The sequence below is a fragment of the Labrys wisconsinensis genome (assembly GCF_030814995.1).
Lineage (GTDB): Bacteria > Pseudomonadota > Alphaproteobacteria > Rhizobiales > Labraceae > Labrys > Labrys wisconsinensis.
The window spans coordinates 99,216-120,900 of sequence record NZ_JAUSVX010000018.1 but is presented as its reverse complement, the minus strand read 5'-3'; the positions used below and the strand labels follow the sequence as shown (position 1 = coordinate 120,900).

The window sequence follows — 21,685 nt, the reverse complement described above, 5'->3', positions numbered from 1 at the left end:
TCAGCCCTCGACGTCGAACTTCACGCCCTGCGCCAGCGGCAGGGTGCGCCCGTAATTGATGGCGCTGGTCTGGCGGCGCATATAGGCCTTCCAGGCGTCCGAGCCGCTCTCGCGGCCGCCGCCGGTCTCCTTCTCGCCGCCGAAGGCTCCGCCGATCTCGGCGCCCGAGGGCCCCATGTTGACATTGGCGATGCCGCAGTCCGAGCCGGTCGCCGAGAGGAAGCCCTCGACCTCGCGCATGTCGGTGGCGAACACCGAGGAGGACAGGCCCTGCGGCACGCCGTTCTGGAGGGCGATCGCCTCCTCGAAGCTGCGGTAGCGCAGCACGTAGAGGATCGGCGCGAAGGTCTCCTCGATCACCGGGCCGGTCTGGGCCGGCATCTCCACCAGCGCCGGCCGGACGTAATAGGCCTCGGGCGCCTCCGCCTCGCGCTCGCGGCCGCCGCCATGCACGGTGCCGCCGGCGCTCCGGGCCGCACCAAGGGCTTTCTGCATGCCCTCATAGGCGCCCTTGTCGATCAGCGGACCGATCAGCGCGTCGCTGGTCACGGGATTGCCGACGCCGATCGCGCCGTAGATCTTTTTCAGCTTCGGCACCAAGGCGTCGTAGACGCTGTCGTGCACGATCAGCCGGCGCAGCGTGGTGCAGCGCTGCCCGGCCGTGCCCATGGCCGCGAAGGCCACGGCCCGGAGCGCGATGTCGAGGTCGGCCGAAGGCGTGACGATCGAGGCATTGTTGCCGCCGAGCTCCAGGATCGAGCGGCCGAAGCGCCGCGCGACCCGCTCGCCGACCTTGCGGCCCATGGCGGTCGAGCCGGTGGCCGACACCACCGGCACGCGCGGATCGTCGACCAGCGCCTCGCCGACCTCGCGCCCGCCGATCAGCAGCGTGAGCAACCCGTCCGGCACGCCGCCGAAGCGCTTGGCCGCGCGCTGGAACAACGCCTGCGTCGCCAGCGCGGTGAGCGGCGTCTTCTCCGAAGGCTTCCACACCACCGCGTCGCCGCAGACGAAGGCGAGCGCTGCGTTCCACGACCACACCGCCACGGGGAAGTTGAAGGCGGAGATGACGCCGACCACGCCGGCCGGATGCCACTGCTCCATCATGCGGTGGTCGGCCCGCTCGGTGGCGATGGTCAGGCCGTAGATCTGGCGCGACAGGCCGGTCGCGAAGTCGCAGATGTCGATCATCTCCTGGACCTCGCCGAGGCCCTCGGAGACGATCTTGCCGACCTCGAGCGTCACCAGCCGGCCGAGCTCGGCCTTGGCCGCGCGCAGCTCCTCGCCGAGCAGGCGCACCAATTCGCCGCGCTGCGGCGCCGGCACCTTGCGCCAGGCCTGGAAGGCGGCCTCCGCCTTGCCGATCACCGCCGCGACCTCGGACGGGGCGGTCTCGGGAACCGCGGCGATCGCCTCGCCGGTGAGCGGCGAGCGCACCACGCGCGTGCCGCCGGTAAAGGCTGCCTTGTCGACGCCGAGCCCGCTCAGGATCGCCGCGACTTCCTCCGCCACGCTGGTGCCGGCCACCGCCCCGGGTCTCTCGTTCATGGTCCGCCTCGCTGGAATTCGTTCTGCCGGCGCTTTTACGCGCCGCGGGGCCACGGCGGAAGCAGAATCGCGCCCTCGCTCCGTGCCGCTCCCGCCTCACGCGAAATTCATCGGGTCGATGTCGATGTCGAGGGCGAGCTGGGCCCGCAGCTTCGGCCCGGCGGCGAGCCAGGCGCGGATATAGTCCTGCAGCGCCACCTCGCGCGGGGCCTGCAGCAGGATGCGGAAGCGGTGGCGGCCGCGCAGCACGGCGATCGGCGCCTCGGCCGGGCCGAGCACGCGGATCGCGGCCTCGCGCGGGGCCGCCTGCACCAGCGCCCGGGCGAAGGCCTCGGCCGGGGCGCGCTCGACGTCGGAGACGGTCAGCGCCGCCATGCGGCCGAAGGGCGGCAGGCCGGCCCCGGCCCGCATGGCGATCTCGCGCTCGTAGAAGGCCGCCCGGTCGCCGGAGATCATCGCCTGCATCACGGGGTGGCCGGGATCGTAGGTCTGCAGCAGCGCCTGGCCCGGCCGCTCGCCGCGCCCGGCCCGGCCGGTCACCTGGCCGAGCAGCTGGAAGGTGCGTTCGGCGGCGCGCGGGTCGCCGGTGCCGAGGCCGAGATCGGCATCGAGCACGCCGACTAGGGTGAGATGCGGGAAATTATGGCCCTTGGCCACCAGCTGCGTGCCGATGACCAGCTCCACCTCGCCCTTGGCCACCGCCTCCAGTTCCTGCTTCAGCCGCTCGGTGCCGCCGAAGAGGTCGCTCGACAGGATCACCGTGTGGGTGTCGGGGAACAGGCCCGCTACCTCCTCGGCGATGCGCTCGACGCCGGGGCCGCAGGCGGCGAGGGCGTCCTCGGTCCGGCAGGCGGGGCAGGCGCGCGGCACCGGCTCGGCATGGCCGCAATGGTGGCACATCAGCGCCTTGCGGAAGCGATGCTCCACCAGCCAGGCGGTGCAGTTGGGGCACTGGAAGCGGTGGCCGCAATGGCGGCACAGGGTCAGCGGCGCATAGCCGCGGCGGTTGAGGAACAGCAGCGCCTGCTCGCCGCGCGACAGGGTCCGGCGGACCTCGGCCAGCAGGCGCGGGGCGATGAAGCGTCCGCGCTCCGGGGCCTCGACGCGCATGTCGACCGCCTCGATGCGCGGCAGCGCCCGGCCGCCGAAGCGCTCTGGCAGCAGGATATGGCCGTAGCGGCCCCGGTCGGCATTGACGCGGCTCTCGATCGAAGGGGTGGCCGAGGCCAGCACGACGGGCGCGTCGAGGAGGCGGGCGCGCACCACCGCCATGTCGCGGGCATGGTAGCGCGGTCCCTCGTCCTGCTTGTAGGCGCTGTCGTGCTCCTCGTCGACGACGATGAGCCTCAGATCCGCGAAGGGCAGGAACAGGGCCGAGCGGGCGCCCGCCACCACGGCCGCCTCGCCCTTGGCGATGGCGTGCCAGAGCCGCGTGCGCTTCTTGGCGGCGATGCCGGAATGCCATTCGGCCGGGCGCACGCCGAAGCGGGCGGCGAAGCGGTCGAGGAACTGGTTGGTGAGCGCGATCTCCGGCAGGAGGATCAGCGCCTGCCCGCCCTGGCGCACCGTCTCGGCCACCGCCTCGAAATAGACCTCGGTCTTGCCGGCGCCGGTCACCCCCTCCAGCAGCGTGGCGGAGAAGCGCCGGGCGGCGACCGCCTGCTGCAGCGCCGCCGCGGCCTCGGCCTGCGCCGGGCTGAGGCGGGCGGCGGCGAAGCCGGGATCCGGCGGCGGGGCGACGGGGGCCGGCGGCAGGGCGATCGGCGTCACCGCGCCCTGGTCGACCAGGGCGTCGATCACGCCGGGCGAGACGCCGGCCGCCTCCACCAGGGCGCGCTTCTCGTGGGCGAGGCCGTCGGCGAGCACGGCCAGCACGCGGCTGCGCGCCGCGGTCAGCCGCTCGGGCTCGCGCCCGGTGCGGCGATAGACCAGGCGCGCCCGCTCCTCCGGCGGCTCGGGCGCCCGCAGCGCCATGCGCATCACCATGCCGCGCGGCGCCAGCGTCCAGCCCGCCACCCACTCGACGAAGCGGCGCATGTCGGCCCGGAGCGGCGGGGCGTCGAGCCGTTCCTCGACATGGCGCAGGCGGTTGGAGCTGGCGGGCAGGCCGCCGTCGCCCTCCCAGACCACGCCGACGGTCTCGCGCCCGGCCAGCGCCACGCGCACCACGTCGCCCGGCATGAGCTCGATGCCGAAGGGAACGCGGTAGGTATAGGTGCGGTCGAGCGCCACCGGCAGCAGCACTTCGACGGTTTCGCCCGGGCGCGCCATCATGCCTCCCCGGCAGGATTTCGCGAGCCGGACCGGGTCCGGCTCGCGAATTCCTGCGGAAACTTCGAAGCTGAGCGGGGTTCCGAGCCGTCACGCCGGCGGAGCTCGCAATCCCGCTCAGCCTTCGCAGGTCGGGGATGGCCATGAGTCTGTCAAGCCGGGGGGCATTTGCGCCGCGGCGCGCCATTGATTATCCCGCAGCGCAATGCCACCTTGGAAGGGTTCGAACAGTTCCCGCGCCGGCCTTGAACCGGCGATGCGGATGGAGATTCAGATGTTCATTCAGACCGAAGCCACGCCCAATCCCTCGACCCTGAAGTTCCTGCCGGGCAGGACCGTGCTGGAGCAGGGCACGCTGCACATGACCGGCCCGACCGAAGGCGCGCAGTCGCCGCTGGCCGAGAAGCTGTTCGCCATCGAGGGCGTCGCCGGCGTGTTCTTCGGCTCGGACTTCATCACCGTCACCCGCTCCGGCGTCGAATGGCAGCACCTCAAGCCCGCCATCCTCGGCGCCATCATGGAGCACTATCTCTCCGGCGCGCCGATCCTGCGCGCCGATGCGGCGCCGCTCGAGGAGGGCGGCGAGTTCTACGACGAGGCCGACGAGGACACGGTCGAGACCATCAAGGACCTCCTGGAGACGCGCGTGCGCCCGGCGGTGGCCTCCGACGGCGGCGACATCACCTTCAAGGGCTATCGCGACGGCGTGGTCTATCTCACCATGAAGGGCGCCTGCTCGGGCTGCCCCTCGTCCACCGCCACCCTGCGCAACGGCATCCAGAACCTGCTGCGCCACTTCGTGCCCGACGTGCAGGAAGTGCGGGCGGCGTAAGGGCGGAGCATTTTCCAGCAGAGCCCGGGGCCATGACGAAGCGGTTGTGGCAGGGACGCTGACGGTTGCACCAACCGCGACCGTCATGGGCGGACCTGATCCGCCCATCCACGCGAACTCACGCGGTTGAGCGAGGGGCGCGATCGCGAGAACACCGCAATCGTTGCGTTCGCGTGGATGGCCGGGACAAGCCCCATAGGCGCTAAGATAAGGTCTGCCGGGAGGCAAATATCGCGCTGTGCGTGACGCGCCTTTGTAAGATTTGCACGACGCCTGTGCCCTCCCTCCCCCTTGTGGGGAGGGATAAAGGGTGGGGGTCGTGGGCATAAGTCTCGACATATCCTGATGGACCCCCACCCCTAACCCCTCCCCACAAGGGGGAGGGGATTGATCGACGTCGCGCCCAACTGGCTACTGCGTTCTTATCTTAGCGCCTATGGGGACAAGCCCGGCCATGACGCCCTGAATTGAGGTCGTGCTCTGAACGGCCGCCATTGCCGCCTTCCCGCCGGCGCCGCGTTTCGCGAAAGCGCTCTCTCCGGCCCTACTTCCCCGCCTTCGCCTCCTCCGGCGCGAACGCCGCCAGCAGCCGGGCGCGGATGGCGTTCTGCCGCGGGGTGGCGGTGATCTTCGCACCGGTCAGGTCGGTGACGTAGAACACGTCGACCGCCTTCTCGCCGAAGGTCGAGATATGGGCCGAGGCGATGTTGAGGTTGAGGCTGGAGATCGCCGTGGTGAGGTCGTAGAGCAGGCCGGGCCGGTCGAGCCCGGACACTTCCAGCACGGTGTGGCGCAGCGACCAGTCATTGTCGATGACGACGTCCGGCACCACCTGGAACACCTTGGTGCGCGGGCGCGAGGCCGTGCGGCTGGCGACGACGTCGGGCAGGAGAATCTCGCCGCGCAGGGCGCGCTCCATGTCGCGGGCGATGCGGCCGGCCCGGCGCAGCTCGTCCTGGTCCTCGGCGAATTCGCGGCTGACGAAGATGGTGTCGAGCGCCAGGCCGTCGGTGGTGGTGCTGATCTGCGCGTCGACGATGTTGGCGCCCGCCGCGGCGCAGGCTCCGGCGATCACCGACAGGAGCCGGGGATGGTCGGGCGCCAGCACGGTGAGCTCGGTCACGCCGCGGAACGCGTCGGTCGCCACCTCGGTGCCGAGGCTCCGGCCGCTCGCCAGCACCGCGCGCACGAAGCGGGCATGGCGCACCTTGCGGGCGAGCTCGACCTTCAGCCAGTACGGCGGATAGTGCCGCGCCACATAGGCGTCGAGCTCGGCGGCGCTCCAGTCGGCGAGAGCGGCGCGCAGCTCGTCCTGGGCCTGCTGCACGCTGGCCCGCCGGTCGACGCTGGAATGGCCGCCGGCCAGCACCGGCTCGGTCTCCCAGAACAGCGAGCGCAGGAGCTGGCCCTTCCAGCCGTTCCACACCCCCGGGCCGACGGCGCGGATATCGGAGACGGTGAGGATCAGGAGCAGCTTGAGCCGCTCCAGCGACTGCACCGTGGCGGCGAAGGTCTCGATGGTCCGCCGGTCTGAGATGTCGCGCGACTGGGCGGTGGTCGACATGACCAGGTGCTGCTCGACCAGCCAGGCCACCGTGTCGGTCTCGGCGGCGGAGAGGCCGAGGCGCGGGCAGAGCCGCCGGGCGATGCGGGCCCCGACGACCGAATGGTCCTCCGGCCGGCCCTTGGCGATGTCGTGCAGGAAGGTCGCGACATAGAGCGCCGTGCGGTTCTGGATCGTCGGCATGATCTCGTTGACCAGCGGGTGCTCGTCGCCGCCGCCGCCGCGGTCGATCTCCGCCAGCTCGCCGATGGCGCGCAGGAGATGCTCGTCCACCGTGTAGTGGTGGTACATGTTGAACTGCATCATCGCCACCACCCGGCCGAAATCGGGGATGAAGCGGCCGAGCACGCCGGCCTCGTTCATGCGCCGGAGCACCGTCTCCGGCGCGTTCCGCGAGGTGAGGATGGCAAGGAACAGCCGGTTGGCCTCGCGATTCTCCCTCAGGTTCGCGTCGATCAGCTTCAGGGAATGGGTCACCAGGCGCATGGCGTCGGGATGGAGCGCCACGCCCTCCCGGTCGGCGAGGTGGAACAGGCGGATCAGATTGACGGGATCGCGCTGGAATACGCCGTCGTCGACGACGTTGAGGCGGCCGGTCTCGACGACGAAGTCGCGCGCCTCCTTCAGCACCACCCGCTTGTTGCGGCGGAAGGGCGCGATGAAGCGGTCGAGCATGGCGCGGGGCTTGGCCTGGCGCTCCTCCAGCGCGGCGCAGACGATGGCGGTGAGATCGCCGACATCCTTGGCCACCAGGAAATAATGCTTCATGAAGCGCTCGACCCCGCGCAGGCCGCCGCGGTCGGCATAGCCGAGCAGGTCGGCGATCTCGCGCTGCAGGTCGAAGGTCAGGCGCTCCTCCGGCCGGCCGGTGATGAAGTGGATGGCGCAGCGCGTCGCCCACAGGAAGTCCTCGGCCTCGACGAACAGGCGGTATTCGCGCGGGGTGAACAGGCCGGCGGCGACCAGTGCCGAGGGATCCTTGACCCGGTAGACGTATTTGGTGATCCAGAACAGGGTGTTGAGGTCGCGCAGGCCGCCCTTGCCCTCCTTGACGTTGGGCTCGACCTTGTAGCGGGAATTGCCGCCCTTGACGACGCGCGCGTCCCGCTCGGCGAGCTTGGCGGCGACGAACTCGGCGGCGGTCGACTGCACCACCTCCTTGTCGAACCGCCCGGCGAGATCGTGCGCCAGCGCCGTGTCGCCGAGGATCGGCCGCGCCTCCAGGATGGCGGTGCGGATGGTCATGTCGGAGCGGGCGAGGCGGATGCAGTCCTCCACGGTGCGGGTGGCGTGGCCGACCTTCTGGCCGAGGTCCCACATCACGTAGAGCATTGCCTCGGTGACGCTCTCGCCCCAGGCGGTCTGCTTGGCCGGCAGCAGGAAGAGCAGGTCGATGTCCGAGCCCGGCGCCAGCGTGCCGCGGCCGTAGCCGCCGACCGCCACCACCGTCATGCGCTCGCCGGAGGTCGGGTTGTGGGCGGTGTAGACCCAGCGCGTGACATAGGCGTAGATCGCCCGGATCAGCTCGTCCTGCAGGTGGCAGAGGCGCCGGGCGCAGACCGTGCCGAGCCGGTCCTCCTCGAACCAGGCGCGGATGGTGCGCCGGCCCTGCTGCAGCGTCGCCTTGAGCACCTGCACCACGGCCAGGCGCAGCGCCTCGGGATTGCCCTCGTGCTCGATGGCGAGGGCGTCGATCTCGGCCTCGAGGGCCATGCGATCGACGATGAGGTTCTGGTCGCGGTCGGCCTTGTCCAGCATCGAACCCGAATTGATTGCACCCGTCCGGGGAAAGCCCGGTCTTATGGCAGCAAGTAGAGTATTTTTCGTTGCGGCGAAATCGCGCGCCGGGGACGCAGGCACCCGGGCGGGTCCGGCTGCGATCTATGGCCGCGTGTTGTTACCATTTTTGCGAAAATGGTCATGACAGCCGATGCGGGCCTCGGCTGCGCCAGGCGCTCCACCTCGTGTCCGCGCGACCCCAGCCGCTACGGGCCGGGCCGCTTCCGCGCCGCCTCGCGCCGCGCCTTGAGCTCGAACAGGGCTTCCAGCGCCTGGCGCGGCGTCATGTCGTCGGGGTCGAGGCCGTCGAGCGCCTCCGCCACCTCGTCGCGCCGGGGCGCTGCAGGAGCTGGACGCGGGGCGACGGCGAACAGCGGCAGGTCGTCGATCAGGCGGGCCGGCGTCTTCGTGCGGTCGGCGGATTCGAGCTCGGCCAGGATCTTGCGCGCCCGCTCCACCACCGGGGCGGGCATGCCGGCGAGCTTGGCCACCTGGATGCCGTAGGAGCGGTCGGCGGCGCCGGGCGCCACCTCGTGCAGGAAGACGACGTCGCCCTGCCATTCCGTGACGCGCATGGTGGCGTTGGCAAGGCGCGGCAGCGTCTTCGCCAGCTGCGTCAGCTCGTGGTAGTGCGTGGCGAACAAAGAGCGGCAGCGGTTGACGGCCGAGAGGTTCTCGATCGCGGCCCAGGCGATGGACAGGCCGTCGAAGGTGGCGGTGCCGCGGCCGATCTCGTCGAGGATCACCAGCGCCCGCGGCCCGGCCTGGTTGAGGATCGCCGCGGTCTCGACCATCTCGACCATGAAGGTCGAGCGGCCGCGCGCCAGGTCGTCGGCGGCGCCGACGCGCGAGAACAGGCAGTCGACCGCGCCGATATGGGCGCGCCGGGCCGGCACGAAGGCGCCCATCTGCGCCAGCACCGCGATCAGCGCGTTCTGGCGCAGGAAGGTCGACTTGCCCGCCATGTTCGGGCCGGTCAGCAGCCAGATATGGCCGGCGTCGCTGCCGGAGAGGTCGCAGTCGTTGGCGACGAAGGGCTTGCCCTCGCGCTTCAGCGCCCGCTCGACAACCGGATGACGGCCGCCCTCGACGGCGAAGGCGAGGGAGGCATCGACCAGCGGCCGCACATGGTTCTCCTCGTCGGCCAGCGTCGCCAGGGCCGAGACCACGTCGAGCAGCGCCAGCGCCTCGGTGGCGGCGCGGATGGCGGCCTGGTCGGCCAGCACCCGGGCGGCGAGCGCGTCGAAGATCGCCAGCTCCTTGGCGAGCGCCCGGTCGGCCGCCGAGGCGATGCGCGATTCGAGGTCGGAGAGCTCGGCCGTGGAGAAGCGCATCGCGCCGGCCATGGTCTGGCGGTGGACATAGGTCTCGCGCAGCGGCGCCTTCAGGAAGGCCTCGCCGGCCGCCTGCGGCACCTCGACGAAATAGCCGAGCACGTTGTTGTGCTTGACCTTGAGCTGGCGCACGCCGCTCTCCTCGGCGTAGCGCGCCTGCAGCGAGGCGATCACCCGCCGGCTCTCGTCGCGCAGCGCCCGCGTCTCGTCGAGGTCGGCGTCGCAGCCGGCGCGCACGAAGCCGCCGTCGCGCTTCATCAGCGGCAGCTCGTCGTCGAGCGCCGCCGCCAGACCGGCGGCGATGCCGGAGTCGGGCCTGGCCAGGGCCTCTGCCGCCTCGATCAGCAGCGCCGGCAGCGCCGCCTCGCGGGCGAGCCGCGCCTGGAGAGCCGCGACCACCTCGAGCCCTGCCTGCATGGCGGCGAGGTCGCGCGGGCCGCCGCGATCGAGCGTCAGACGCGCCAGCGCGCGGGCCATGTCGGGCGCCGCCTTGAGGCGGGAGCGCAGCTCGGTGCGGGCGGCGAGGTCGTCGCAGAACCAGCCGACTGCGTCGTGGCGCCGGGCGATCGTCGCCGGGTCGGTCAGCGGGCTCGACAGCCAGGCGGCGATCAGGCGCCCGCCGCCGGCCGTCACCGTGCGATCGATGGCGTCGAGCACCGAGCCGGCGCGCTCGCCGCCGAGCGTGCGGGTCAGCTCCAGGTTGGCGCGCGTCGCCGCGTCGATCGCCATGTGGGAGAGCGCCGCGTCGCGCCGCGGCGGCTCCAGGGCGGGCCTGGCCCCGATCTGGGTGCGCTCGACATAGGCGACGGCGGCCGCGGCAGCGGCGAGCTCGGCCCGTGAGAAGCTGCCGAAGCCGTCGACCGTCGCCACGCCGTAGAAGGCGGCGAGGCGCCTCTCGGCGCTGGCGCCGTCGAACACGTCGCGGCCGACCGGCGTCACCGCCGCCCGGCTCTCGCGCCAGAGATGGGCGAGGCCCTCGTCCTCGTAGAGCGCCTCCGCCACCACGATCTCGCGCGGGTCGATGCGGGCGATCTCCGCGGCGAGGCCCTGGCGGTCGCATTCGCCGATGCCGAACAGGCCGGTGGAGATGTCGAGGAAGGCGAGGCCGAAGCGTGCCTCGCTGTCGGAGACCCTGGCGCGCGCCACGGTCATGAACAGGTTGGCGCGGGCGGGCTCCAAGAGGCCCTCCTCGGTGATGGTGCCGGGCGTGACCAGGCGGATCACGCCGCGCTTCACCACCGACTTGCCGCCGCGCTTCTTGGCCTCGGCCGGATCCTCCTGCTGCTCGCACACCGCGACGCGGTGGCCGAGCGCGATCAGCCGGTGCAGATATTCCTCCGCCCGCACCACCGGCACGCCGCACATCGGGATGTCGTCGCCCTGGTGCTTGCCGCGCTTGGTCAGCACGATGCCGAGCGCCCGTGAGGCGATCTCGGCGTCGCCGAAGAAGAGCTCGTAGAAGTCCCCCATGCGGTAGAACAGGAGCGCGCCCGGGTTGGCGGCCTTGATCTCCAGATATTGCTCCATCATCGGCGTGACCTTGAGGGCCTCGCCGGGGGAGGGGACGGGGTGGGGGGACAGATCCATGCCGCGAAGCTAGCAGGCGTGCGCGCGGAAGGCACGGGGGCGGGACGGCTGGGGTGTGGATAGGATGGGCTTCACCGGCGCATCGCTGCCCCTCACCCGAACCCGATTTCGCCCCACCGGCGTTTCGTGCTAAAGCCCCGCCCGAAACCCGGATTTCTCGCAATGACCACCCTCTCCCTCGAACGGCCGCGGGATGGCGCGCCCGTTGCCGCCGCCGCTCCCGGCAAGCCCTCGCTGGCCGGCCTCGACCGCGCCGGCCTGATCGCCGCCATGGCCGCGGTGGGCGTGCCCGAGCGCGAGCGGCGCATGCGCGCCGACCAGATGCACCATTGGCTCTATGTCCGCGGCGCCCGCAGCTTCGACACCATCACCAACGTCTCCAAGCATTTGCGGGCGGCGCTCGCCGAGCACTACACGCTGGAGCGTCCGGAGGTCGTCGCCGAGCAGGTCTCGGCCGACGGCACCCGCAAATGGCTGATGCGCATGCCGCCCGCCGGCCCGCACGACCGCGGCGCCGAGATCGAGACCGTCTACATCCCCGAGGAGACGCGCGGCACGCTCTGCGTCTCCAGCCAGGTCGGCTGCACCCTGACCTGCACCTTCTGCCACACCGGCACCCAGAAGCTGGTGCGCAACCTCACCACCGCCGAGATCGCAGCCCAGCTCCTGGTGGCGCGCGACCGGCTCGGCGATTGGCCGGGCGCGACGCCGCCCGAGGGCGCCATCGTGCCGCGCGACGGCGGGCGCTTCGTCTCCAACGTCGTGATGATGGGCATGGGCGAGCCGCTCTACAATTACGACAACGTGGTGGCGGCGCTGAGGCTGATGTCGGACCCGGACGGCCTCTGCCTGTCGCGCCGGCGCATCACGCTCTCGACCTCGGGCGTCGTGCCGATGATCGGCCCGCTCGGCGAGGAGCTCTCGCCGGCGCTCGCGATCTCGCTGCACGCGACGCGCGACGAGCTGCGCGACACGCTGGTGCCGCTGAACAAGAAATACCCGATCGCCGAGCTGCTGGAAGCCTGCCGCAACTATGCCGGCCTCTCCAACGCCCGGCGCATCACCTTCGAATATGTCATGCTCAAGGGCGTCAACGACAGCCTGGAGGATGCCCGCCGCCTGGTGCGCCTCTTGAAGGGCATCCCGGCCAAGATCAACCTGATCCCGTTCAATCCCTGGCCCGGCACCCAGTACGAGTGCTCGGACTGGCAGCAGATCGAGGCCTTTTCCGAGGTGGTGTTCCGCGCCGGCTACGCCTCGCCGATCCGCACCCCGCGCGGGCGCGACATCCTGGCCGCCTGCGGCCAGCTCAAGAGCGAAAGCCAGAAGATGCGGGCCAGGGACCGCCTCGCCGCCGAGGCGGAGGCGATGAAGAAGCTGGCCGTGGAGGCCTTCTACATCCACGGGGCGGACGAGGCGTGACGCGCTTCATCGTCCGCCTGCTGATCGTGCCGATCGGCATCGGCTTTGCCGCCCTGGCGGCGCTGGTCTGCGCCATCGTCGGGACGGTGGCCTCGGGTCTCGCCGGCAACTTCGCTTCGATCGCCGCCTTCACCGGCCTCACCGTGCTCGCCGCCGCCCTCACCGGCGCCGATCCCGACGACATCGCCGCCTTCCTCGGCCTCGTCTGGCTGGTGATGCTCGGCGTGCTGTTCGTGCCCATCGGGCTGATGGCGCTGATCGGCGAGCTCTTCGGCATTGCCGCCTGGGCGGCTTACGCCTTCGGCACGGGCGCGCTGTTCGCCCTGGTGCCGGTGCTGTTCCCGGGCGATCCCGCCACCCATGGCTGGCCGGCGCAGGCGACGCTCGGTTTTTTCGCCACCGGCATCATCGCCGGCACGGTCTATTGGATGATCGCCGGCCACGGCGCCGGCCGGAACGCGGCGAACCGCCTGCCGCCGCCCTGACGATCTGGCCAGGGTTAACGATTTACTCACCTCGAACGGTATAATTCGCCGGAATCCCGGCCGGATTTTCGCCGGAATCGCCGTCTTTCGTGGCGGCCCTGCGATGAGCGGCCGTCCGGCCTCGGTCGAGGCCGGTCGCCCTCTTGCCTGTCGTCCCTCGTTCTCGGATCGGTCGAGCCAGCAATGATGTTCAGAACCCTCCTCATCGCGCTCGTCGCCGCCACCGCTTTCGCCGTTCCCGCGCTGGCCGCGAAGGCCAAGCCGGCGCCGGCCGCCGCGCCCGCCGCAGCGGCGCAGCCCACGCCCATCGGCCAGTTCGGAGACTGGCAGGCCTTCCAGCTCGGCTCGGCCAAGACCAAGTCCTGCTTCGCCATCACCAATCCGAAGGAGCGCAAGCCCGCCGCCCTCAAGCGCGACCCCGCCACCTTCTTCGTCACCCGCAAGGGCGGCGATCACAATGAGTTGAGCTTCATCGCCGGCTTCCCGATGAAGGAGGGCGAGGACGCCAAGTTCACCATCGGCAAGGCGACCTTCGCGCTCTACACCAAGGAGGCCAATGCCTGGGTGAAGAACGCGGCCGAGGAAGGCACCGTCGTCGCCACCATGAAGAAGAACAAGAGCGCCCTGTTCGAGGGCTCGTCCAGGCGCGGCAACAAGACCAGCGACCGCTACTCCCTCGCCGGCTTTCCCCAGGCGCTCGAGGCCATCTCCAAGGCCTGCCCGTAAGGGGCGGCTTCGGTCCCGTCAGGCGACGCGGATGTCGGTCTGCGAAAAATCCTCTCCCTTGAACAGGAGAGGCACACCGTAAGCCTGCGCGCAGGCGTAGGACATGCAGTCGGCGAGGTTGAGCTGCGCCCTATGGCCGCGCCCCTTGCCGTAGGCGGCGAAGGCCGCGACCGCCTTGCAGGCGATAGCGGCATCGATCGGCACCACGGTGATCTCCGCCTCGGCGAGAACCGCTCCGATGCGCGCCTCCGCATCGCGAGGGTCGACGCGCAGCAGGCTCGACAGCCGCATCGCCGCTTCGAGGATGACCAGGCCGGACGTATAGCGCGGCCTGGTCGCGGCGAGCTTTGCCACGAAGGCGTCGGCATCCGGTTCGTCGGCGAGGATCGCGACGATCACCGAGGTGTCGACGAACATCAGTGGCCCCACATCGCGTCGATCTCGTCCTTGGTCAAGGTCCGCCCGCCCGGCTCGCCCCGGGCCGCCAAATCGACGGCGATCCGCCTGAGACGGGAGGCCAGCGGTTCCTTCTCGGCTTCGCGGCGCAGCTCGGCTTCCAGCGCCTGAACGACGGCCTCCGTCATCGTGACCTTGCGTGCGGCGGCGAGTTTCCGGGCGAACTCGCGGGCCCGCGGGTCGCGGATCTGCAGCGTCACGGCGCTCTCCTGCTTCTGCTTACGGAAGGGTATTTCAATACACCATGGCATTGCGGTCAATACAGGGTCGGTCGACTCTGGCACCTGGCCCTCAGCCCGCCGCGGCCTCCCGCGGCGCCAGGAAGGCCTCGACGCCGCCGAGGCCGGTCTGGCGCAGCTCCAGGCGCAGGCCGAGCCGGCGGGCGGCAGCTTCGGCCTTGCGGGTCAGGGCCGGGTCCGGCATCTGCTGGAGATAGACCACCCTGGTATAGTTGCCGAAATAGACCGGCAGCAGCTCGGGGTGGCGGTCGAGGCCCAGGCCCTTGATGACGAAGCGCTCGAAATGGCGCACCAGGAAATCGGTGAGATAGAAGGTGCCGATCTCCTGGTCCTGCATCGCCTCGAAGGCGTCGAGGCCGGCGAAGAAGGCATAGCAATGCGGCCCGTCGATGCGCTCGACGCCCTCCTCGGCCAGCACCCGGTCGAGCAGGCCGCCGGTGCCGCAGTCGCCGTAGAGGCAGAGGATCTCGTCATGGGTCCTTCGGCCGGCGCGGATCTTGCGGCGCACGCCCTCGGGGATCCGTTCGGGGTGGTTGTGCCAGATCGCCGGCAGGCAGGTGACGTCGAGATGGCTCCAGCCATTGGCCTCGACCACGGCCAGGAACTCGCGCGCCAGGGCGCCGCAGGCGATGACCAGCGTCTTGCGCGGACCGGTCATGGTCCCCTCCTCCCGGCCGCGGCGGGCGGCCGGCGTCGGCCCGTTCAGGCCGTCTTCGAGCCGGCCGAGCCCTGGCGGCGGGCGATCAGCGACTTCGCCATCTCCACCGCCACGGCCGCGTCGCGGCAATAGGCGTCGGCGCCGATGGCCTCGGCGAAGGCTTCGTTCAGCGGCGCTCCGCCGACGAGCACGATGTGGTCGGAGCGGATGCCCTTCTCCTTCATCGTGTCGATCACGACCTTCATATAGGGCATGGTCGTGGTCAGCAGCGCCGACATGCCGAGGATTTCCGGCTCGTGCTTGGCGATGGCCTCGAGATAATTGTCGACCGGATTGTTGATGCCGAGGTCGATCACCTCGAAGCCGGCGCCCTCCATCATCATGGTGACGAGGTTCTTGCCGATGTCGTGGATGTCGCCCTTGACCGTGCCGATCACCATCTTGCCGATCTTGGGCGCGCCGGTCTCGGCGAGGAGCGGGCGCAGCACGTTCATGCCGGCCTTCATCGAATTGGCCGACATCAGCACTTCCGGCACGAACAGGATGCCGTCGCGGAAGTCGATGCCGACGATGCGCATGCCCTCGACCAGCGCCTTGGTCAGCACCTCGTAGGGGGTCCAGCCGCGCGAGAGCAGGATGTTCACGCCCTCGACGACCTCGTCGGCGAGGCCGTCATAGAGGTCGTCGTGCATCTGCTCGACGAGCTCGTCGTCGGGCAGCGAGTTCAGGTCGAGGTCGCCATCGGCCATGTCGAGAGCATCCTTGCGTCGGGTGCATCGGGAAGAGGGGGCTCCCCATGCAAGTAGCGTGGTGACGGTGCCGCTAGCTGTCGCACCGGGGACATCGCGTTGTCAAACCACGACGCGGCCCAAGAAGTCGCAAGGATCGGGCGAGGCCGCGGGCGCCGGCGCGGCGCCCGCGCAAGAGGCGTCAGTCGGTGGGGCCGGCGGCCGGATCGATCGACAGCCGGTCGCCGTGACGGACGATGTCGACGGAGCGGCCCGCCTCCTGCGCCGCGCCCGGCGTCGACAGGGTGATCCGCTGGCCGTCGGCCAGGGTGGCGACGACCCGGATCGGCGTCGAGGTCTCGTCGCCGACCAGGGTGGCGACGACGTGGTAGCCGTCCGCCTCGGCCGTGTAATAGGCGACGCCCTTGAGCGCGCCGAGGTCGATGCTGCGGGCCTGCGGGGTCTCGGCCGCTGCGGCCGCGCCGGCCATGACGGCCAGGGCGAGGGCGGTGGAAAGCGTGCGCATGTCTTGAAGTCCCAGCGTTGCTGGCCGGTCCGACTGGCCCGGCAAGCCGGAGAGGCTCCGGGAGCACCCTATATAGGCTATGCTTATGTCGCGATGCAGCATTCGAGTTGCGCTGCACAATCGGGTCCGGGTTGCGCCCGTCGCATGCCGGAATCGGCGGAACTGGAGTAAAACGTCGCGAAGCGTGGGCGAAATCGGCCGCGAATGTTGCATGTGGCGTTGATGCGGTGCAACATCGGGACATTCGACCGGAAGGGCAGCGCCGGACCGGCAGGAAACACAAGGATGGATTGACCTCAGGGTGCGGCCGCTCTTCTCGCCGGCGCTGCGTCCGAGGCCGCAATATTCCAGGGGCACGACATGACCGCGGAAGAGATTCTGGAAAGAACAGTCCTCACCGGGCGCGAATGGCGCGCGGTAGGCGAACTCGCCAAGGCGAAGATGGATTTCGAGCCGCTCGCCATGCGCGCCAACATCGGACCGATCGTCATCGAGCGGCTCGTCCAGTACGGCATCGCCGAGGTCGGCCCGAGCGCGCCGCGCTTCAACCAGTCGGCCTTCCCGATCGGCTATCGCCTGAGCCGGCTCGGCCGGATGATCCTGGCGCGCGGCCGCAAGCCGGCCCAGCAGCCGCGCGTGCCGGCGCCGCGCACCTCAGAGCTGCGGATCGGCGACAAGCGCGTCACCGTCCAGCGCTCGGCGCCGCAGCGCGTGGTGCTGAAGCGGCCGTCCACCCTGCGGGCACCGTGAGTCGCGGCGCCGGCACGGCCGTCGGCGTCCTCCTCATTCTGACCGGCCTCGTCTGGGCCGGCCAGGGGCTCGGCCTGATCGGCGGCAGCTTCATGACCGGGCAGACGCGCTGGCTCGTCATCGGCCTTGCGGTGGCGAGCGTGGGTGCGGCGCTGCTGGCCTTCGTCCGGCGCCGCGGCGGCTGAAGCGGCCGCGGGCAGTCTGGCGATGGTGGGCGCGACAGGGATTGAACCTGTGACCCCTACGATGTCAACGTAGTGCTCTCCCGCTGAGCTACGCGCCCATCGCCTGCGGAGGCGGCCTCATAACAGGTCGGGACGGGGCGTGCAAGCCGCCCGATCGCATTGTCTGCAAGAGGCTGCGGATCGGCGCCGGCATAGCCCAGGAGGCGGCGGACGCTGCATTGCGGGAAAGGCTGCGCCTTGGTCCTTCCCTCATCGGAAAGGCCTCGATAAGATCACGGCGGGGAGCGGGATGGGCGGCGAGGTCCGGCGCCGCGGATGCGCTTTCCACCTGGCGGTGCGGCATCCGGTCTCTCCGTCGACGACGAGTGACCCTGGGAACGTGAAATGACGCTCGAGATCAGAACGGTTGGCATCATCGGCGCTGGCCAGATGGGCAGCGGCATCGCCCATGTCTCGGCGCTCGCGGGCCTCGACGTGGTCCTGAACGACGTCACGACCGACCGCATCAACACCAGCCTCGCCACCATCAACGGCACGCTGGCCCGCCAGGTCGCCAAGGGCACGATCACCGAGGCGGACCGCCAGGCGGCGCTGACACGGGTCAAGGGCACGCCGGATGCGGCCGGGCTCGGCGACTGCGACCTGGTGATCGAGGCGGCGACCGAGAGCGAGACGGTCAAGGTCAAGATCTACGGCCAGGTCTGCCCGCACCTGAAGCCCTCCGCCATCCTCGCCACCAACACCTCCTCGATCTCGATCACGCGGCTGGCGGCGGCGACCGACCGGCCGGAGAAGTTCATCGGCATCCATTTCATGAATCCCGTGCCGGTGATGCAGCTGGTCGAATTGATTCGCGGCATCGCCACCGAGGACTCCACCTTCGACGCGGCGAGGGTCTATTGCGGCCGGCTGGACAAGACCATCGCCGTGTCCGAGGATTTTCCGGCCTTCATCGTCAATCGCATCCTGCTGCCGATGATCAACGAGGCGATCTACACCCTCTACGAGGGCGTCGGCACGGTCGAATCGATCGACACCGCCATGAAGCTCGGCGCCAACCATCCGATGGGCCCGCTGCAGCTCGCCGATTTCATCGGCCTCGACACCTGCCTCTCCATCATGCAGGTGCTGCACGAGGGCCTGGCGGATTCGAAGTACCGGCCTTGCCCGCTGCTGGTCAAATATGTCGAGGCCGGCTGGCTCGGCCGCAAGGTGAAGCGCGGCTTCTACGACTATCGCGGCGAGAAGCCGGTCGCCACGCGCTGAGCGTCAGGGACGGTGAGTCGCTGCGGCGGTCCGAACGGCTGCTGCAGAAAGGTCGATGCCGCGCGCGATCCAGTCCAGCACGTCGAAAGGATGGGCGACGAGCAGGCTGACGCCGTTCTGCCGTTCGTGGATCAGTGCGAACAGCTGCCGTTCCCGTCCGCCCGAGGTCACGACCTGGGTCTCGATCCTTTCGCTGTCCTTGGTCTCGAAATCGGCGAGGTTGTCGGTGACGAGAAGATCGACCCTCCCGGCGATCGCCGTGGCAAGCACGCCGGCATCTTCCCGGTCATGGATGTCGAGTTGGTCGCGGCCAGACAGAAGCAGATCGGGATCGAGCGCTTCCGGCCCGGTCTTCATCAGCTCAACCAGCGCGGAACCGAAGTCGGCGGCGGCGGCAGCGGAAAAGCCGAGGCGGATCAGCACGCGCTCCAGAGTATCGAGCATTTCGAGTGAGACGACGATCTGTACCGGCCGCCCGCTCAGCTGCATGCCGCCGGCAATCGCCACGATAGCCTGTGCCGCTGTTCCTGAACGACGATGCTGCGTCGCCATGAGATGAGCGACCCAGACATTGACGTCGATGGTCAGCCGCAAGGGACGCGGCGGATCAGCCACGGCGGCGGGACACGGCTTGAGCTGCCGCGGTCCCCGCCTCGAGCAGGTCGAGGTCGCTTGCTTCCCGGAGACTCGCGGAGAAGCGACCTTCATCCGCGAGCCTGCGGGTCGCGACCTCGAGTCTGGCGCGGGCCGCAAGAGCCGACATATCGCGGGCGAGCGCGCGCAAATCCGCACCGTCGTTCATCGTTCGCAGTTCCAGGAGCGTGTCCCGCAGCTCCTTCGGCAGGTCGGTGAAGACCGCGACCGCATTGGCCACGAGGTTGGAAAGGGAACGATGTTCGCGTTGCGCGATCTCTCTCGCGCGCTGCGCGACATCATCGTCGAGATTGGTTGAAATCGGCGAGGACATGGATTGTCACCATTTTCATGGAACCAATATATCTACATCATTCTCATCTTCCCAGATGGATCAAATTTCCTCCGCCGGAATCTGGACTTGCGCGGCGAGACGGAGGACACAGGGCCCGCGCTCCGGCGCGCCCGCTTCGCTTCGTTGTAGACCGCCCCCATGACCACCATGATCCCCGCCCTCGCCAGCTTTCGCCGGCTGGTCGTCAAGATCGGCTCCGCCATCCTCGTCGACCAGGCCGAGGGCCAGCCGCGGCACGAATGGTTGGCGGCGCTGGTCGACGACCTCGCCCGCCATGCCGGGCGCGGCGCCGAGATCCTGGTGGTTTCGTCGGGCGCCATCGCCCTCGGCCGCTCCCTCCTGAAGCTGCCCAAGGGCGCGCTGACCCTGGAGGCCAGCCAGGCCGCGGCCGCGGTCGGCCAGATCGCTCTCGCCCATGCCTGGGCCGAGGCGCTCGGCAAGCGCAGGCTCACCGCCGCGCAGATCCTGGTGACCCTGCGCGACACCGAGGAGCGGCGCCGCTACCTCAACGCCCGCAACACCATCGCCAAGCTGCTGGAGATGAAATGCGTGCCCGTGGTCAACGAGAACGACACGGTGGCCACCTCCGAGATCCGCTACGGCGACAATGACCGGCTCGCCGCCCGCGTCGCCACCATGGCGGCGGCCGACTGCCTGGTGCTGCTCTCCGACATCGACGGGCTCTACACCGCGCCGCCGAGCCAGGATCCGCATGCCAAGCTCATTCCGGTGGTGCCGCGCATCACCGCCGAGATCGAGGCGGTGGCGGGCGACGCCGCCTCCGAGCTGTCGCGCGGGGGCATGCGCACCAAGGTCGAGGCCGCCAAGATCGCCGTCGGCGGCGGCACCGCCATGGTGATCGCCTCGGGCCACGTGATGTCGCCCCTCGCCCATATCGAGGCGGGCGGGCGCTGCACCTGGTTCCTGACCTCGTCCAACCCGGTCACCGCCCGCAAGAAATGGATCGCCGGTCAGCTGGAGCCGCGCGGCGCGCTGCATGTCGACGCCGGCGCCGCCAAGGCCCTGCGCGGCGGCGCCAGCCTCCTGCCCGCCGGCGTGACGCGGGTGGAGGGCTCTTTCGCCCGCGGCGACGCGGTGATCATCCGCGACCCCGCCGGGGCGGAGGTCGGCCGCGGCATCGTCGCCTACGACGTCGGCGACGCCGCGCAGATCGCCGGGCGCAAGAGCCGGGCGATCGAGGGCGTGCTCGGCTATCGCGGCCGCAGCGAGATGATCCACCGTGACGACATGGCGCTGTTCGGCGGCGGCGAGGCGTAGCTATTGGCCGGTCGTCCCCGTGACGCCCCAGGTGTCGCCGACGACATAGCCGCGGGGATAGGGATCGGTCGGATCGAGGAAATAGTCGAAGGAGCCGGTGATCCAGGCGCGTCCGGCGATGGTGGCGACGATCGCCGGACGCCCGCCAACCTCCGTCTCCGATAGGATGCGCCCGGTGAAGCGCGAGCCGATGATCGATTCGTGGATCAGGCTGTCGCCGGGCCGCATCAGGCCGCGTTCGGCGAGGATCGCCATCCGGGCGCAGGTGCCCGTGCCGGTCGGGCTGCGGTCGGAGCGGCCGGGCGCGACGATGCAGGTGTTGCGGCTGACCGTGCCGGGCCCGTCGAAGCGGCCGGCGAACTGCACGATCGAGACGCCGCGGATCCCCGGATTCTCCGGATGCACGCTGTCATAGCGCTCGCGGCAGGCGAGGCGGATCTTTTCGCCCAGCACGGCGAGGTCGCGCGCCTCGTCAGGGGCGATGGCAAAGCCCAGCGCCGCCGCATCGACGCTGGCATAGAACATGCCGCCATAGGCGATGTCGACGCGGATCGTGCCGTGGCCGGCGACCTCGAGCGGCGCGTCGAGCCGGTCGACGAAGCTCGGAACGTTGGTGATCTCGACGCTCCCGCAGCGCCCGTCGCGGCATTGGGCCCGGATGCGCACCGGGCCGCCCGGCGTCTCCAGCATCAGCACCGTCTCCGGCTCGCGCATCGCCACCATGCCGGTCTCGAGCAGCACCGTGGCCGTGCACATCACGTTGGAGCCCGACATCGGCACATATTCCGTCGGCTCCATGATGATGACGCCGGCGTCGCAGTCCGGCCGGGTCGGCGGCGTCACCAGGTTGAGGTGGCGGGCGACGCTGCCGCGCGGCTCGCACAGGAGCAGGCGACGCAGGCCGTCATCGGCCTCCAGCGCCCGCATCTTGTCGTACATCGTCGCCCCCGGCGGCGGCAGCACCCCGCCGACGATGACGTCGCCGACCTCGCCCTCCGCATGGCAGCCGATGACGTGGATGACGCGGTTGGTGCGCATGGCGTTGTTTCCCTTTGGTAATCGG

At 70.2% G+C, this 21,685-nt stretch carries 20 protein-coding genes and 1 tRNA gene; 8 read left to right on the top strand and 13 right to left on the bottom strand.

Annotation, left to right across the window (positions count from 1 at the left end):
- Both amaB and QO011_RS34180 read right to left on the bottom strand, forming a co-directional pair.
- The gene (gene amaB / locus QO011_RS34185; RefSeq protein WP_307282498.1) at positions 1–1,548 is read right to left on the bottom strand and encodes an L-piperidine-6-carboxylate dehydrogenase; all 1,548 of its coding nucleotides are present in this window, start codon (positions 1,546–1,548) and stop codon (positions 1–3) included.
- Between the two features lie 96 nt (positions 1,549–1,644).
- Positions 1,645–3,819, bottom strand: coding sequence for a primosomal protein N' (locus QO011_RS34180; protein ID WP_307282497.1), 2,175 nt, complete (start codon positions 3,817–3,819; stop codon positions 1,645–1,647).
- Positions 3,820–4,093: 274 nt separating this feature from the next.
- Here QO011_RS34180 and QO011_RS34175 point away from each other — a divergent pair, with 274 nt between their 5' ends.
- On the top strand, positions 4,094–4,651 hold the full coding sequence (locus tag QO011_RS34175) for a NifU family protein (RefSeq protein WP_307282495.1): 558 nt from the start codon (positions 4,094–4,096) through the stop codon (positions 4,649–4,651).
- 544 nt (positions 4,652–5,195) lie between these two features.
- Here QO011_RS34175 and QO011_RS34170 read toward each other — a convergent pair.
- Positions 5,196–7,973 (bottom strand): [protein-PII] uridylyltransferase, encoded by a 2,778-nt coding sequence (locus QO011_RS34170; protein WP_307282493.1) that lies wholly within the window; start codon positions 7,971–7,973, stop codon positions 5,196–5,198.
- A gap of 227 nt (positions 7,974–8,200) precedes the next feature.
- On the bottom strand, positions 8,201–10,915 hold the full coding sequence (gene mutS / locus QO011_RS34165; protein WP_307282491.1) for a DNA mismatch repair protein MutS: 2,715 nt from the start codon (positions 10,913–10,915) through the stop codon (positions 8,201–8,203).
- A gap of 162 nt (positions 10,916–11,077) precedes the next feature.
- Here mutS and rlmN point away from each other — a divergent pair, with 162 nt between their 5' ends.
- The 3 genes from rlmN to QO011_RS34150 all read left to right on the top strand — a co-directional run bounded on the left by rlmN (position 11,078) and on the right by QO011_RS34150 (position 13,548).
- Complete coding sequence (gene rlmN / locus QO011_RS34160; protein WP_307282489.1) at positions 11,078–12,337, top strand: dual-specificity RNA methyltransferase RlmN; 1,260 nt, start codon at positions 11,078–11,080, stop codon at positions 12,335–12,337.
- On the top strand, positions 12,334–12,822 hold the full coding sequence (locus tag QO011_RS34155; RefSeq protein WP_307282488.1) for a hypothetical protein: 489 nt from the start codon (positions 12,334–12,336) through the stop codon (positions 12,820–12,822). The genes rlmN and QO011_RS34155 overlap by 4 nt, the downstream gene beginning before the upstream one ends.
- A gap of 183 nt (positions 12,823–13,005) precedes the next feature.
- Positions 13,006–13,548: an invasion associated locus B family protein gene (locus tag QO011_RS34150; protein WP_307282487.1), complete on the top strand. Its 543-nt coding sequence runs from the start codon at positions 13,006–13,008 to the stop codon at positions 13,546–13,548.
- 18 nt (positions 13,549–13,566) lie between these two features.
- Here QO011_RS34150 and QO011_RS34145 read toward each other — a convergent pair whose 3' ends face one another.
- From QO011_RS34145 to QO011_RS34125, 5 genes are all read right to left on the bottom strand, one after another.
- Positions 13,567–13,965 carry a type II toxin-antitoxin system VapC family toxin gene (locus tag QO011_RS34145; RefSeq protein WP_307282485.1) on the bottom strand — a complete coding sequence of 133 codons (399 nt, stop codon included), beginning with the start codon at positions 13,963–13,965 and terminating at the stop codon, positions 13,567–13,569.
- A complete protein-coding gene (locus QO011_RS34140; protein WP_307282483.1) occupies positions 13,965–14,204 on the bottom strand; it encodes a type II toxin-antitoxin system VapB family antitoxin in 240 nt (79 codons plus the stop codon). The genes QO011_RS34145 and QO011_RS34140 overlap by 1 nt, the downstream gene beginning before the upstream one ends.
- A 91-nt stretch (positions 14,205–14,295) precedes the next feature.
- Positions 14,296–14,901, bottom strand: coding sequence for a DUF1638 domain-containing protein (locus QO011_RS34135; protein ID WP_307282482.1), 606 nt, complete (start codon positions 14,899–14,901; stop codon positions 14,296–14,298).
- A gap of 44 nt (positions 14,902–14,945) precedes the next feature.
- Positions 14,946–15,650 (bottom strand): cobalamin B12-binding domain-containing protein, encoded by a 705-nt coding sequence (locus QO011_RS34130; protein WP_307282480.1) that lies wholly within the window; start codon positions 15,648–15,650, stop codon positions 14,946–14,948.
- Positions 15,651–15,831: 181 nt separating this feature from the next.
- Positions 15,832–16,155, bottom strand: coding sequence for a hypothetical protein (locus QO011_RS34125; RefSeq protein WP_307282479.1), 324 nt, complete (start codon positions 16,153–16,155; stop codon positions 15,832–15,834).
- A gap of 360 nt (positions 16,156–16,515) precedes the next feature.
- On the opposite strand from QO011_RS34125, the gene QO011_RS34120 reads away from it, so the two are divergent.
- Together QO011_RS34120 and QO011_RS34115 are read left to right on the top strand one after the other, a co-directional pair.
- Positions 16,516–16,905 carry a hypothetical protein gene (locus tag QO011_RS34120; protein ID WP_307282477.1) on the top strand — a complete coding sequence of 130 codons (390 nt, stop codon included), beginning with the start codon at positions 16,516–16,518 and terminating at the stop codon, positions 16,903–16,905.
- Positions 16,902–17,090 (top strand): hypothetical protein, encoded by a 189-nt coding sequence (locus tag QO011_RS34115; protein WP_307282476.1) that lies wholly within the window; start codon positions 16,902–16,904, stop codon positions 17,088–17,090. The genes QO011_RS34120 and QO011_RS34115 overlap by 4 nt, the downstream gene beginning before the upstream one ends.
- 23 nt (positions 17,091–17,113) lie before the next feature.
- Here QO011_RS34115 and QO011_RS34110 read toward each other — a convergent pair.
- A tRNA-Val gene (locus tag QO011_RS34110) sits at positions 17,114–17,188 on the bottom strand.
- A gap of 286 nt (positions 17,189–17,474) precedes the next feature.
- On the opposite strand from QO011_RS34110, the gene QO011_RS34105 reads away from it, so the two are divergent.
- Positions 17,475–18,356 carry a 3-hydroxybutyryl-CoA dehydrogenase gene (locus tag QO011_RS34105; RefSeq protein WP_307282474.1) on the top strand — a complete coding sequence of 294 codons (882 nt, stop codon included), beginning with the start codon at positions 17,475–17,477 and terminating at the stop codon, positions 18,354–18,356.
- Between the two features lie 3 nt (positions 18,357–18,359).
- Here the strand turns inward: QO011_RS34105 and QO011_RS34100 are convergent, their stop codons facing one another.
- Positions 18,360–18,950: a PIN domain-containing protein gene (locus tag QO011_RS34100; RefSeq protein WP_307282472.1), complete on the bottom strand. Its 591-nt coding sequence runs from the start codon at positions 18,948–18,950 to the stop codon at positions 18,360–18,362.
- Positions 18,951–18,963: 13 nt separating this feature from the next.
- Complete coding sequence (locus QO011_RS34095) at positions 18,964–19,323, bottom strand: hypothetical protein (RefSeq protein ID WP_307282470.1); 360 nt, start codon at positions 19,321–19,323, stop codon at positions 18,964–18,966.
- 168 nt (positions 19,324–19,491) lie between these two features.
- Between QO011_RS34095 and proB the strand changes: the two genes are divergently transcribed.
- The gene (proB, locus tag QO011_RS34090) at positions 19,492–20,622 is read left to right on the top strand and encodes a glutamate 5-kinase (RefSeq protein WP_370882055.1); all 1,131 of its coding nucleotides are present in this window, start codon (positions 19,492–19,494) and stop codon (positions 20,620–20,622) included.
- On the opposite strand, the gene QO011_RS34085 is transcribed toward proB, so the two are convergent.
- Positions 20,623–21,660 carry a proline racemase family protein gene (locus QO011_RS34085; RefSeq protein WP_307282467.1) on the bottom strand — a complete coding sequence of 346 codons (1,038 nt, stop codon included), beginning with the start codon at positions 21,658–21,660 and terminating at the stop codon, positions 20,623–20,625. It abuts the gene before it with no gap.
- Between the last annotated feature and the right edge of the window lie 25 nt (positions 21,661–21,685).